Genomic DNA, 13,186 nt, shown 5'->3' with positions numbered 1-13,186 from the left:
AGGGGCCCGCCGAGCAGATCTCGGCATCGCAACGGCGAGCACACCCCGGGCACAGACAAGATCACGATCTACAACTGCCGTACTGGAAGGTCACGAATCGCTCGCAGACTTCAGGCTCAAGGTGTCAGAGCATAAGCAGCAGTCGTGTGTTCGGTACGAGCTTCCGGTTCACGCTGGTGCTCTGCACGAAGATCGTGAAGTCGTCGTTGTGGTCGGGCTTGACGCGCACTTCCACGTCCGGCAGGCCGAGCAGGGCTCGGGCCTCGGGTCCCGAGTACACCCGGTCCGTCTTCTTCTCCAGCACCGCGATCTGCTTCCGTGCCTGGATCTTCTCGGGCTTGCTCAGCTGGTAGAACGCGCCACCGGTACGGTAGGTGTGCCCGCATTCGACGACCCAGTCCCGTATCGCCGCGTCACGGGTCACCGGGATCAGCCGGTACCCCGACGGATCCACCGCAGCGAGGCCGGCCGCCTTGATGGTGTCCTTGTTGACTGCCTCCGCACCCACGGAGAACACCGCCCGCGACCCCCGGATGCCCTGGGTGCGGCCCACCATGAATTTCTCGGTGGCCTCCCGGATGACCTGTCCGGCTTCCTCCAGACCCTGTGTGCTCGTGGCGTCCCATACGGCGATGTTGTCCCTCGGGAAACCGCACTGCATGGCCTCGCGCTTGCCCATCTGGTCCGGCACGAGGACGGCCAGCGTCCAGTTGTCCTCCTGCGTCGCGATCATCTCGGCCACGGCCTTGACCAGTTCACGCGGATCCCTGGCAGGGGCATCCGGACAGCGATGACTCGCGTTCTCCTGCCCGTCCGTAAGTACGAACGTCAGGAAGCTGTGGTCGCCGTACAGTTGGGCCGTCTGTGCCAGCTCTTGCTGTGACTTCAGTGCGGCTGCGAGCAGAGCCGTCATTCCACCGACCCGGTACAACTGCTTCAGCGACGGCATCCGCAGCACGTCCTTGTCGTAGATGACGCACTCCACCTTGTCCGCGAAGACGTACACCGTGACACGGGTTTCCTGGTCCAGCTCCCTCGACCGGCGAGCAAGATACGCAATCTGCTGGTCGGCGACCTCGACAACCTTGCGGCTCAGATGCGACATGGACGAACTGGCATCCAGCACAAGGGCAACGTGATTGATGTAGTTCTGACTTCCGGCCATGGCAGCTCCCCCTCGTTCCGACTCGATGTCCCTACTGTCTCACCCACCACTGACAATCGATCTTGGCTCCCGGAGTGGAACGGTCATGGCGTCTGGGCTTGTTCGCGGGCCTTCCGCTTGTCCCCGATGAGATGTTTCAACCTGGAGTTGCAGGTCACGGGGCCGGCGTGAGTCGTGGCCGTGGTGCTCGTGCCGGGCGGGGGCGTGATCGCGGACAGGCGATCGTCCGTCAGCGGCTGACCTCGGCGTTCGTCAGCACAAGCAGGGCCCGCAGGGGCGTGGTCGCGTGACGGGCGTTCATGCGGACCTTGATGAGGGTCCGCCGATTCTTGAGGTCGGCGAAGCCGTGCTCGTTCGCCGCGCGCTCGCGGCTGACCGTCCGGTTCGCCTTCTTCCGTGCGGCGATGAGCGACCGCATCCGCGCGAAAAAGGGGGGATGCGCTCAGTCCCATGTGATCCGGGCGATGACCGGGAGATGGTCACTGCCAGTAGCGGGCAGGGCGCGGATATGGCTGACGGTCGCCGAGCGGGCCATGACCTGGTCGATCCGGGCCAATGGGAATGCGGCGGGGAAACTGAAGGCGAACCCCCGTGCCGGCACGTTCATCTGTGAGGACAGCGGGGTCAGCCCGCGGTCGCCCACCGTGCTGTTGAGGTCGCCGAGGAGTATCACCGCGTGCAGTTTCTCGGCGGTGACGGCCTTTCCCAGCAGGCCGGCGCTTTCGTCGCGCCAGGCGGAGGCGAGGCCGGTCGCGTGGACACGGACCGAGGGCAGGTGCGCGACATAGACCGCGATCTCGCGGTGCCGGGTGTGGACCACGCCCCGTAGCCCGCGGCTCCACGGCTCCGTGATCCCAGGTGGTTTGATGTGCACCTTCTGGACGTCGGTGAGCGGGTGTTGTGACCACAGTCCGACGGTCCCCACCACCGCGTGGTACGGATAGCGCGGGGCGAGCGTTCTTTCGTAGACCGGCAGTGCCGCGGGCAACAGCTCCTCCAGGGCGATGAGGTCGGGCTCGGCATCGGCCAGGGAGCGGGCTGTACCCGCGGGGTCGGTGTTCTCGTCGCCGACGTTGTGCTGCACGACGACCAGGTCGTCCGCGCCGGGCTGTGCCCCGGGCAGCAGCAACCCGCCGAAAAGGTATGCCCAGGCCGCCGTCGGCAGCAGGAGGGCCACGAGCGCGAGCGCGGAGCGGCGCAGCAGCGCCAGGACGAGCAGCACCACGATCACCGGGCCGGACCAGGGCAGGAACGATTCCAGCAGACTGCCCAGGTGTCCGGGGGTGTTCGGGACCAGCCGATGGAACGTCACCAGCGCCGCGGTGAACACCGCCGACGCGGCGAGCACCCGCCCCCGCGTCCAGGACGACCGATCGCGGGGTGTCGCCGCCTTCGCCGCCGCACTGGGGTCTCGCTCACCCATGGCTTCCCATCCGCACGCCCTTTGTTCTTGTTCCTGGCCTCCAGGACGAGTAACTCGGTGCATCAGGTTCCGCTTTTCGTCATCGGCGTTTCCCCGGCCCTGCCGATCGCAGAACGCTCCGACACGGTAGGTGCTCTCAACCTCTGCGCGGGCCCGCCCCACGCGCTCGGTTTCGGTGACGCGTGGACGGTAACTCCGGAAGCAGGACACCGCCCCCGCACCGTGCGACGGGCAGCAGGAAGGCGCCGCATGCAGCGCAGACGTGACCACTCCTGCGGCACCGGGACGAGAGGGGCAAGCCATGCGATTTCGCGACCGTCGGCACGCCGGCGAGGAACTCGCCGTCCGGATCCTGGACCGGGCCGCCGACGGTGGTCTGGCCAACCCTGTCGTTCTGGCGCTGCCCCGCGGCGGCGTCCCCGTGGCCGCGCAGGTCGCCCGGGCCCTTCAGGCGCCTCTGGACGTGCTGGTCGCCCGGAAGATCGGTGTGCCCGGCCGGCCGGAGAGCGGAATCGGCGCGATCGTCGCCGACGATCCGCCGCTGTTCGACCAGTGGGCTCTGGAGACGCTCGATCTCAGTGAAGGCCGGCTCGGGGCGGACGTGGCTCGCGAAAGGCTGGAACTGCGCCGCCGCGAGGAGGTCTACCGAGGCGGCCGCCGACCGGTCCCGGTCAAGGACCGGACGGTGATCCTCGTCGACGACGGAGTCGCCACCGGCGTCACCGCGCGCGCGGCACTGCGCCATCTGCGCGGCAGGAAACCGCGCCTGCTGATCCTGGGCGTGCCCGTGTGCGCCTCCGGAACCGCGGACCTGTTGGGCCGCGAAGCCGACGACATCCTCTGTGTGCACCAACCGTCGCAGCTACGGTCGGTGAGCGAGTGGTACGACGACTTCGACCAGGTCGGAGACGACGAGGTCATCGCAACCCTGCGCGGCTTCAGCCCAGTGACGCCAACAGGCTGACAACCAGGTCTCCGATCGAACGAGCGGGGGCCCGCGGCGGATTTCGCCGCGGGAAGGGTCTGCGCCCCAGGGAGTCACCGGGTCGAGCTCCCGGTGCTGATCGGGGGTGGTGATCGTGACGTCGTTGCGGTTCTGCTTGTCCCCGCTCCCTCACCTGTACCTGTACCTGTCACGTTCGTGTCGGCTGCGCCGGACGTGCTGATCGTGGCGCGTCGCCTGTGGAGCGCCCGCCCGTCCCGGAAGGCGCACCCGGGCTGACGTCGGAACACGCCGGATGCCACCGGGGCGGGTGAGATCCGTATTCAACTCATGGGACGGGGTACTCGCCGCCCATGAATCAGGCCTACGTCGAAACAGCCATGACGAACGCGGCGGTGGGCACTCTCGGCGCGTTCATCGGAGGCCTTGTCGTCGTCGCGGCCTTGATGTGGGCCGTCCGGCTCGGTATCCGGGTGCGCCGACGGGAGTCCGATCCCCCCGAGCCGCACGAGCATCCCCGGATGCCGGAGGGCGGACCCATCCACGAAGCATCGGAGGTGCGGGAGCCGGACGAGGTCGCCGAGGCCACGGACGGGTGCGAGCGTCTGACTCCGCACCAGCTGCACAGCTCCGGCAGCAAGCGCAGTGAGGACCAGGCCCGCCCGCGCTGGAGCTCGGAATCGCGTGGCTCCTTCGGCAGCGGCGGCCCGGGAAGCACATGAGTCCGGCATCGGCTGAATCCCGGGAATTCAAGGCCGGCGGCCGCACCGTACGGGTCAGCCGGCCCGACAAGGTGCTGTTCCCCGACGACGGCATCACCAAGGCCGACCTCGCTCGGTACTACCGCACCGTCGCCCACCGGATGCTGCCGCAGTTGCGCGGCCGTCCGCTGATGCTGGAGCGGCATCCCGACGGCGTCGACGGTGTGTCGTTCATGCAGAAGGACGTTCCGGAGTACTTCCCCGACTGGATCCACCGCGTGGAGCTGCCCAAACAGCACGGCACCGTGACGTACGTGCTGTGCGATGACACCGCGACGCTGCTCCACCTCGTCGGCCAGGGCTGCATCACACCGCACCGTTTCCTGTCGAAGGCGGACCGTCCGGACCACCCCGACCGGCTGGTCTTCGATCTCGATCCGCCGGGCGACGACTTCGCGGCGGTCCGGACCGCCGCGCTCCTGCTGCGCGAGACGCTGGAGCAACTGCGCCTGCCTTCGGCGGTGATGACGACAGGCTCCAGGGGCCTGCACGTTCTCGTCCCTCTCGACCGGAGCGCGTCCTTCGACGACATGTGGGCCTTCGCCGCGGACGTGGCCGAACTGCTCGCGGCCGGTCACCCCGACAGCCTGACGACCGAGGTCCGCAAAGAGGCCCGCGAGAAGAGGCTCTATCTGGACGTTCAGCGCAACGCCTACGCCCAGACCGCGGTCGCTCCCTTCGCGGTCCGCGCGCGCCCCGGCGCTCCGGTCGCCGCCCCGGTGAGCTGGACGGAGGTCGAGGACGGTGACATCGGAGCGCGCAGCTTCACCCTGCGGGACATCTCCGCACGGCTCGAAGACAACCCGTGGCGGAACGCGTTCCGACGGGGCCGTTCGCTCGGCGGCGCACGGCGCCGGCTCGACCGGCTGCGCTGACCGGCCCACGCGTCCGGACCCTCGACGAGAAGCGGGCCCTCGCGGTCCACGGTGACGCGGCGCGGTCGCTCAGGCCTGCCGGGCACGGATGACCACCAGCTCTTCCCGATCGTCGTTCTCATCGGTGAGCAGGCCCTGGCGTCGCAGCCAGGTCCGGCGTGAGTTCAGCACAGGGCCGAAGGGGACGAGGGCGCTGTCGGTTCCCAGGTCGAGCACGTCGGTGGACGGACCCACGCGCTCCCGCGACAAGGCGTGCATCAGGAGTTCGGTGTCCTTCTGAGGCGCGTAGACGCCGGGCGGCGTGATGCGCGGGACCTCGCCGGGCATCCCCATGGGGCACCTCCACATCCCGGCATGCCTGATTGATGCCTATATGCGTGACTCTGTTTTCTGGGTTCCCCTCGAACGGAGACCTGCACGCGATCTTCGTGGCGGTCTCCGCGGGCGGATCGGGCTCGTGGCTGACCAGCGCCGGGGCGGTCCCGCGGTCATCGGCATCATCGTGGGGGAGAGGGGTACTTGCGCCTGACGCCACGCCCCGCGCGAGGAAGTGAGGACGCCGTGAACGAGCGCCACCCGGATGGCCCTGGAGCCTGTGGTGGGCCGATACCGAAGCCCATACCGAGGGATCTGCCCGACCAGCAGGCCACACCAGACGAAGACCCGTGGGACGCCGTCGGCGTACCGAAGCGGTGGACCGAGGGCGAGGGGCCCGAGGCGGAGAATTCCGGTGCACAGGGCTCCGGGGACGAGATCCCGGACCCGGAGATCCCCGACACGGACGAGGCCGGCACCGGGCGCAGAGGTGCCCCGCACTCCGGCAGCGCCCGCCCGGAACATCCCATGCCCGACGAACCGTCCGCCTGACGCGCCGGCGCGCCGTGGGAGCCCGGCCGGGTGAGGCCGGGACGGCCCCTGGCCGTAGCAAGAGCCGGCCGCCGGGAAGGGGCGCCGCGAGCTCGGAGGACCCGAAGCACACCGTCGTACCGCAGCGGAAAGGAGAGTGGCCCGATGGCCACCGTGTCCCTCACCGGAGTGTCCAAGGAGGACGTCGCGACCGTGTTCGGCGTCCTGCGGACGGCCTTCCCGACCGACCGGCCCGCCGTCGGCGTTCCTCACGAGCAGCCGGGCGACCGTCCTCCCGTGTGGAGCGCGGGCTTCGATCCGACCGATGAGCGCATCCCGACCGGTCCCACTCCTCTGGAGGGGTCGGTCAGCGCCACCTTGCAGGGCGGCTACGTCGCCGTGGACCGGCTGCGTGAAGCGCTGAGCGGCTCGTTCGCCGTCGAGGAACAGGGCACGGCACCGGGAGACCAGGAGAAGGAGGTCGACCTTCGACTCCGGACGAAGCGATAGGACCTGCGACTCCGGACGAAGCGACAGAGCGACAAAGCGGCAGCGTCGGAGAGGAGCAAGAACCCCCGGCGCGGCCACGTGGGTTCCGCCGCCGCCCCGCGATCGTGTTGTCGACGTCGACAACACGATCGCGGGGCACCGCGACCGGGTTCCGCCCTCCGCCGGAGCCGCGTCCCTGGAGGGTCGCAGACCATCGGCATGACCGCTCCCCGGTGACCGAGTTCCGGCGGCTACCCGGTCACCGGGGAGGCGGGACCCTACTTCCCCGCGCCGCGCACCCGGAGGCTGCCGCGGTCGCTCTCCTTCAGGCCGCGGCCGATGATCAGGCGCTGGATCTGGTTGGTGCCCTCGAAGATCTGCATGACCTTGGCCTCGCGCATGTAACGCTCGACCGGGAAGTCACGGGTGTACCCGGCGCCGCCCAGCACCTGGACCGCGTCGGTGGTGACCTTCATGGCGTTGTCGGTGGAGATCAGCTTGGCGATCGACGCCTCGGACTGGAACGGAAGTCCCTCGTCCTTGAGCCGGGCGGCGGCGAGCGTGGTGGCCCGGGAGACCTGCACCGACGCGGCCATGTCGGCGAGGACGAAGGCCAGTCCCTGGTGCTCGATGATGGGCCGGCCGAACGTCTCCCGCTCCCGGGAGTAGCGCAGCGCGTGGTCCAGCGCCCCCTGGGCGAGGCCTGTGGCGACCGCCGCGATACCGAGCCGTCCGCAGTCCAGTCCGGCGAACGCGATCCTGAGCCCCTCGCCTTCCTCGCCGAGCCGGCGGCTCGCGGGGACACGCACGTTCTCCAGGCGAACCGTGGCGGTGGCGGACCCGGTCAGGCCCATCTTCTGCTCCGGGGGGTCGGCCACCACGCCGGGTGTGTCGGCCGGGACGAGGAAGCAGGAGATGGCGTGCGAGCCCTCGTCGGACGTACGGGCCATGACCGTGTAGAAGTCCGCGTACCCACCGTGGGTGGTCCAGGCCTTCGCACCGTTGAGTACGTAGTCGTCGCCGTCCCGTACCGCCCGCGTGCGCATCGCGCCCGGGTCGGAACCGGCATGGGCCTCGGACAGGCAGTAGGCGCCGAGCAGCTCGCCGCCGAGCATGTCCGGGAGCCACTCCTTCTTCTGGTCCGCGGTGCCGAACTCGGCGAGGGCGAAGCAGGACAGCGCGTGTACCGAGACGCCCACCGCCACGCTCGCCCACACGGCGGCGATCTCCTCCAGCGCCTGGAGGTAGACCTCGTAGGGCTGCTCGCCCCCGCCGAACGCCTCGGGGTAGGGCAGGCTGAGCAGCCCGGCCCGTCCGAGCGTGCGGAAGACCTCGCGGGGAAAGCGTCCCTCGGCCTCGGCCTCGGCGACGCGCGGGGCGAGCTCCTTCTCGGCGAGTTCGCGGGTCAGAGCGATCAGGTCGACGGCTTCCGGCGTGGGGAGGGTGCGGGTCGCGGGCATGGCATGTCCTCGGTGGTGGTGGTTCGCCGGACGATATTGATACGCCAGGCGATACAACAGTATCGTTTTTGGTACCACCAGGCCATGTGGACCATCGATGGATCCACCGGTCGCCGACCGTGCGGGGTGTCTGTCCGTGATGGGCCGGGCCGGAGCGCCACGGCCTGCGCGGCGCACCGCTGAGCCTGACGGCGGACCGCGGTGAGGAATCCGGGCGTCATGTGGCGCCCGTACGCCGGGCTCAGGCCGACCGCTCCGGTGGGCCGGGAGCGGACACGGACACGGTCTCCGTCTCGGTCACGGTCTCCGTCCCGGTCACGGCGATGGTGTCGGTCTCGGGCACGGCGATGGTGCCGAGGGGGCGGGGAGAGGCGGCCGCACGGCCCGTCCCGACGTCGATACGAGTACGGGCGCGTCCCGCGATGTCGCGGGCGGAGGGGCCGGGGTGGCGGGGATCAGGGCGAGACGGCGTGCACGATGAGCGAGGCCAGCTCGGCGTAGGCCTCGGCGTCGTTCAGTCCGGTGCGCGCGGCGACCTCGCCGCGCTGGATCTCCTGCATGGTCGCGGCCACGACCTCGCCCACGAACGCGGCATGGACGTCACGGAACGCCCCGGCGGCCACGCCGTCCGCGATCAAGTGCCGGATCCTTCCCGCGGCGAGGCGCGTGTTGGCCTCGTACACCTCGCGGGCCGGCTCGAACTGGGCCATGTCGTCGAGGAACTGCCGGGAGAGAGGCCGCAGCTGTTCGGCGACCGCGTTCAGGTAGGCCACCACGCGTTCGGAGGGCGCGGAGGTGTCGGCCACCTGCTTCTCGACGGCTTGGGCGGCCTCCCGGAAGTAGTGTTTCACCGCTTCTCGTACCAACTCCTGCTTGCTGCCCGCGAGTTGGTACAGCGTCGTCTTCGAGCAGTGCAGCCGCTCGGTCAGCTCGTCGAGCGTGAACGCCGCGAAGCCCTCCGCCACCAGCAACGCGACCAGCCGCTCGAGCAGGTCGGTCTGGCGCGCGGTACGACGTGTGGACGGCATGATCTCAGCGTAACCGTTCCTCCATCCCTGTGACCGTCGCCCCTCCAGGGGCGTGATCACGGGGCGGAGGCGGCCTGCGGGCGGAGCCGCTCACGCACCCGGGCAACCGGTCCGGGCAACCGGTCCTGGGACCGGCCGGGGGCGGCCGGGCGGTGTCGCGGTCGTCCGCCCCCGGCCGGTGGTCCCTCGACGCGTCGGGCACGGGCCGGACGGGGGAGTGTCAGGGGGCCTCCTCGGGGGAGACGGGTGCGGGCGCCCCGAGGTCCTCCGCCTCCGGGAGCCGCTGTACGTCGACCTCGCGCACCTGGGCCAACTCGTGTTTGAGCGCGGCCAGTTCGGCGCCGCCCGCCATATGGTCGGTGAGCTCCTCCAGCCCGACCTCGCCGCGGTCGGCGCTGAGTTCGAGCGTGCCCAGCCGCAGCACGCTGAAGTGGTCGCCGACCATGTACGCGTGGTGCGGGTTGTGGGTGATGAAGATGACGCCGAGGCCGCGGTCGCGGGCGGCGGCGATGTACTTGAGCACGACACCGGACTGTTTGACGCCGAGCGCGGCGGTCGGTTCGTCGAGGATGAGGACGCGGGCGCCGAAGTGCACCGCGCGGGCGATGGCCACGGACTGGCGCTGCCCACCGGACAGCGTGCCGACCGGCCGGTCGAGGTCGTCGAGGACGATGCCCATGTCGCGCAGTTCCCGGTCGGCGGTCCGCCTCATCCGGGCGATGTCGAGCCGGCGTACGGGCCAGGGGCCCTTGGTCAGTTCGGAGCCGAGGAAGAAGTTCCGCCACACCGGCATCAGCGGCACCGTCGCGAGATCCTGGTAGACGGTGGCGATGCCCTTGGCGAGGGCGTCGCGCGGGGTGCTGAAGCGTACCGCCGTGCCGTCCACGAGGAACTCGCCCTCGTTGTGCTGGTGCAGCCCCGAAATAATCTTGATGAGGGTGGATTTCCCGGCGCCGTTGTCGCCGAGGACGCAGGTCACCCGGCCGGGACGGACGGAGAGGGACACGTCGTGGAGAGCGCGGATGTTGCCGTACGACTTTCCCGCGCCGCGCAGTTCGACGATCGCGGCGCCGCCGTCCCCGGGCGGGGTGACCGGGCGGGCACCCGCGGCTGCGGATCCGTTGTCTGCCATGGGTCGGTTCACCTCCGGGTCGCCGTGCGGCGGACCCACAGATTGACGAGCGTGGCGCCGAGCAGCATCACGCCGAGGAAGGCCTTGAACCAGTCGGGGTTCCAGCCGGCGTAGACGATGCCCTGGTTCACCATGCCGAACATGAAGGCGCCGAAGACCGGGCCGATCGCGGAGCCGTAGCCGCCGGTGAGCAGACAGCCGCCGATCACCGACGCGGCGATGTAGATGAGTTCCTGGCCGACACCCTCGCCCGACTGCACCGTGTTGAACGAGAACAGTTCGTGCATGCCGACGAACCAGGCGCCGAAGCCGACCACCATGAACAGCGTGATCTTGGTGAAGGTCACCGGTACGCCGACCGCGCGGGCGCTGTCCTGGTCGCCGCCGACCGCGAAGACCCAGTTGCCGTACTTGGTGCGCAGCAGCACCCAGGTGGCGAGCGCCGCGAAGACGAGCCACCACACGACGGTGATCTTCACCTGGACGCCGCCGACGCCGAACGACGAGGCGAAGACCTTCTTCGCCTGGCCGAAGCCGTCCATGTCGCTGATGTCGTCGGTGGCGACGTTGTCGGTGACCAGTTTGGTGACGGCGAGGTTGACGCCCTGCAGGATCAGGAACGTCCCGAGCGTCACCAGAAAGCTGGGCAGCCCGGTGCGGACCATCATCCAGCCGTTGAACGCCCCGATCGCGAGCGAGAGGACGAGCGCCACCACGACACCCGCCCACACGTTCATGGTGAGCTGGTAGCTGAGCATGCTCGCCGTCAGTGCCGAGGTGATCACCGCGACGCCGGCGGACAGGTCGAACTCGCCGCCGATCATCAGCAGGGCCACGGGCAGGGCCATGAGGCCGATCGTCGACGACTGGTAGAGCACGGTCGCCATGGAACCGCCGGAGCGCACCGACGGCGCCGCGATCAGGAAGAAGACGAACACGGCGGCGGCGCCGAGGAACACCCCGACCTCGGGCCGGGCGAGCAGCCGCAGCGCCAGGGGCCGCCGCGCGGTCCGCCCGTCGGCCGTGCGGGGGCCGGGAGCCGGCGGCGCGGTCGCCGTCGGCCCGGCCGTGCTCATCAACGGGTGCCCTTCGCGGCGTACTTGGCGACGGCGTCGACGTTGCTCTTGTCCACGAACGCCGGACCGGTGAGCACGGGCTGCTCGCCACCGCCGCTGTAGTTGCCGTTGTTCTTGTAGAGCCACAGCGAGTCGATCGCCAAGTAGCCCTGGAGGTAAGGCTGCTGGTCGACGGCGAACTGGATGCTGCCCTTGCTGATGGCGCCCGTGAGTTCCTTGTTGAGGTCGAAGGTGGCGATCTTCGCCTTGCCGCCGGCCTCGCTCACCGACTGCACCGCGGTCAGGGCGTACGGGGCGCCCAGCGCGACGACGTAGTCGATCGCCGGGTCCTGCTTGAGCTTCGCGGTGATCGTCGACTTCACGGACGGCATGTCGGTGCCGTTGACGTACAGGTTCTCGGTCGCGCCGCTGAAGGTCTTCTTCACGCCGTCGCACCGCTGGGTGAGGCCGATGTTGCCCTGTTCCTGGATCACGCAGACGGCCTTCTTGGCGCCCTCGGCGTTCAGCTTCTTGCCGAGTGCCTCGCCCGCGACGGTCTCGTCCTGGCCGAAGAACTCCGTCAGGCCCAGCTTCTTCCAGTCGCTCAGGCCCGAGTTGAGGCCCACGACGGGTATGCCGGCCGAAGTCGCCCTGCTCACCGCGTCCTTCATGGCGTCGGGCTTGGCCAGGGTGATGGCGATGCCGTCCACCTTCTGGTCGATCGCGTTCTGCACCAGGCCGGCCTGGTCGCCCGCGTTCGGGTCGTGCGAGTAGACGAGCCTGATGTTGTCCTTGGCGGCCGCGGCCTCGGCGCCCTTGCGGACGATGTCCCAGAACGTGTCGCCGGGCGCCTGGTGGGTGACCAGGGCGACCGTCATCCGCGGTGTGTTCGCCTTGCCCGCGGTGCCGCCGTCCCCGCTCTCCTCGGCCTTCTTGCCCCCGGAGTTGCTGGAGCAACCCGCCACGAGCAGTAAGGACGCCGCGGTCAGGGCGACGAGCGGGGCGATTCTCCGTGAACGGGGCTGGAACGTGCGATCCATCTCTGCAGCACCTCACTGTGCGACCGGGGCCTGTGTGTCTCCTCCCCTACATCCCCAGCATCAGGCGCATCACGCATGTGAACGGAACCGGATCGACGGGCAACGCCCTTGACCGGGGCCCGACTTGAGATCGCGTTGGACAGCGGGTCTCCGGGGCGTCGGCGCGACCGCCCCCGCCGCTTCGGCCGTCATCCCTTCCGTGATGTGCCCGTGCCCGCACGGTAGTTGCCGGGGGTGATGCCCACCGTCCGGGCGAACGTCTGGACGAAGGCGCTGGTTGTCGCCCATCCGCAGGCGTGGGCGGTGTCGGTGACGGTGGCGTCCTCGGCGAGCATGACCATCGCGGTGAAGATCCGGGCGCGGGTGCGCCACTGGGGGAAGGTCATGCCGAACTCGTCGCGGTAGAGGCGGGAGAGGGTGCGCTCGCTGGTGTGCACGCGAGCGGCGAGCCGGGCCAGGGTGCGGGGCTGGTGCAGGTCTTCCCGGACGAGGCGGCAGGCGTCGGCCAGCCGTCGGTCGCGGGCGGCGGGCAGGGCGACGGGCTGGGCCGTCACGCGGCGCAGCCGGTCGCGCAGCACTTCTTCGATGTGCCGGATCTCGGTCTGCGTGAGGGTGGTGCCGGTGAGCGCGATGAGCAGTTCGCGCACCAGGGTGTCGACGGCGATGACCGTCGGGCGTTCGGCGTCGAGCAGGGGCGTCCTGCCGCGGGCGGGGAAGCCGATGGTGTGGAAGCGGCTCCGGCCGTAGAAGCGGTGTTCGTGCCAGGTGTTCGCCGGAATCCACAGGGCGCGGTCGTTGGAGGCGATCCAGGAGCCGTGTTCCGTCGTGATCGCGAGCACGCCCGAGCTGACGTAGATCAGCTGGTGGTCGTCGTGGCGGTGCCGGTCGATGGTCTCGCCGCCACCGAGGAACCGTGTACTGGTCGGCGCGACGGGCTGGTGGCGGATCTGCGACATGGATGGGCAGAAT

The 13,186-nt window shown here is 69.7% G+C and carries 14 protein-coding genes; 4 read left to right on the top strand and 10 right to left on the bottom strand.

Going from position 1 to position 13,186, the window contains the following annotated elements; translation table 11 throughout:
* Positions 1-124: 124 nt before the first annotated feature.
* The 3 genes from ACFYW9_RS24480 to ACFYW9_RS24470 all read right to left on the bottom strand — a co-directional run bounded on the left by ACFYW9_RS24480 (position 125) and on the right by ACFYW9_RS24470 (position 2,588).
* A complete protein-coding gene (locus ACFYW9_RS24480; RefSeq protein ID WP_328664997.1) occupies positions 125-1,165 on the bottom strand; it encodes a vWA domain-containing protein in 1,041 nt (346 codons plus the stop codon).
* 229 nt (positions 1,166-1,394) lie between these two features.
* Positions 1,395-1,583 carry a hypothetical protein gene (locus ACFYW9_RS24475; protein WP_389154111.1) on the bottom strand — a complete coding sequence of 63 codons (189 nt, stop codon included), beginning with the start codon at positions 1,581-1,583 and terminating at the stop codon, positions 1,395-1,397.
* A 24-nt stretch (positions 1,584-1,607) separates the two neighbouring features.
* Positions 1,608-2,588 carry an endonuclease/exonuclease/phosphatase family protein gene (locus ACFYW9_RS24470; RefSeq protein WP_389154108.1) on the bottom strand — a complete coding sequence of 327 codons (981 nt, stop codon included), beginning with the start codon at positions 2,586-2,588 and terminating at the stop codon, positions 1,608-1,610.
* 301 nt (positions 2,589-2,889) lie between these two features.
* Between ACFYW9_RS24470 and ACFYW9_RS24465 the strand changes: the two genes are divergently transcribed.
* The 3 genes from ACFYW9_RS24465 (at position 2,890) to ligD (ending at position 5,167) form a co-directional block, all read left to right on the top strand.
* Positions 2,890-3,552, top strand: coding sequence for a phosphoribosyltransferase (locus ACFYW9_RS24465; RefSeq protein ID WP_389154104.1), 663 nt, complete (start codon positions 2,890-2,892; stop codon positions 3,550-3,552).
* Positions 3,553-3,884: 332 nt separating this feature from the next.
* Positions 3,885-4,253, top strand: a complete 369-nt coding sequence (locus tag ACFYW9_RS24460; protein ID WP_389154101.1) for a DUF6479 family protein — start codon at positions 3,885-3,887, stop codon at positions 4,251-4,253.
* Complete coding sequence (gene ligD / locus ACFYW9_RS24455; protein ID WP_389154098.1) at positions 4,250-5,167, top strand: non-homologous end-joining DNA ligase; 918 nt, start codon at positions 4,250-4,252, stop codon at positions 5,165-5,167. Before ACFYW9_RS24460 ends, ligD begins: the two co-directional genes overlap by 4 nt.
* A gap of 69 nt (positions 5,168-5,236) precedes the next feature.
* On the opposite strand, the gene ACFYW9_RS24450 is transcribed toward ligD, so the two are convergent.
* Positions 5,237-5,500 (bottom strand): hypothetical protein, encoded by a 264-nt coding sequence (locus ACFYW9_RS24450; protein WP_389154095.1) that lies wholly within the window; start codon positions 5,498-5,500, stop codon positions 5,237-5,239.
* A gap of 678 nt (positions 5,501-6,178) precedes the next feature.
* Between ACFYW9_RS24450 and ACFYW9_RS24445 the strand changes: the two genes are divergently transcribed.
* Positions 6,179-6,523 carry a hypothetical protein gene (locus ACFYW9_RS24445; protein ID WP_389154092.1) on the top strand — a complete coding sequence of 115 codons (345 nt, stop codon included), beginning with the start codon at positions 6,179-6,181 and terminating at the stop codon, positions 6,521-6,523.
* A gap of 257 nt (positions 6,524-6,780) precedes the next feature.
* On the opposite strand, the gene ACFYW9_RS24440 is transcribed toward ACFYW9_RS24445, so the two are convergent.
* The 6 genes from ACFYW9_RS24440 to ACFYW9_RS24415 form a co-directional block, all read right to left on the bottom strand.
* On the bottom strand, positions 6,781-7,962 hold the full coding sequence (locus ACFYW9_RS24440) for an acyl-CoA dehydrogenase family protein (protein ID WP_389154089.1): 1,182 nt from the start codon (positions 7,960-7,962) through the stop codon (positions 6,781-6,783).
* Between the two features lie 455 nt (positions 7,963-8,417).
* A complete protein-coding gene (locus ACFYW9_RS24435; protein ID WP_351865445.1) occupies positions 8,418-8,990 on the bottom strand; it encodes a TetR/AcrR family transcriptional regulator in 573 nt (190 codons plus the stop codon).
* Positions 8,991-9,210: 220 nt separating this feature from the next.
* Positions 9,211-10,122, bottom strand: coding sequence for an ATP-binding cassette domain-containing protein (locus ACFYW9_RS24430; protein ID WP_389154085.1), 912 nt, complete (start codon positions 10,120-10,122; stop codon positions 9,211-9,213).
* Positions 10,123-10,130: 8 nt separating this feature from the next.
* Positions 10,131-11,198 (bottom strand): ABC transporter permease, encoded by a 1,068-nt coding sequence (locus tag ACFYW9_RS24425; protein WP_389154082.1) that lies wholly within the window; start codon positions 11,196-11,198, stop codon positions 10,131-10,133.
* Complete coding sequence (locus tag ACFYW9_RS24420; RefSeq protein ID WP_389154079.1) at positions 11,198-12,217, bottom strand: sugar ABC transporter substrate-binding protein; 1,020 nt, start codon at positions 12,215-12,217, stop codon at positions 11,198-11,200. The genes ACFYW9_RS24425 and ACFYW9_RS24420 overlap by 1 nt, the downstream gene beginning before the upstream one ends.
* 188 nt (positions 12,218-12,405) lie before the next feature.
* Positions 12,406-13,173: a helix-turn-helix domain-containing protein gene (locus tag ACFYW9_RS24415; RefSeq protein WP_389154076.1), complete on the bottom strand. Its 768-nt coding sequence runs from the start codon at positions 13,171-13,173 to the stop codon at positions 12,406-12,408.
* Positions 13,174-13,186: the final 13 nt, after the last annotated feature.

Origin of the sequence: Streptomyces sp. NPDC002698, assembly GCF_042888945.1 — a bacterium.
GTDB lineage: Bacteria > Actinomycetota > Actinomycetes > Streptomycetales > Streptomycetaceae > Streptomyces.
Note: the sequence above shows the minus strand (reverse complement) of the source record. Positions and strands in the feature narration are given on the sequence as shown.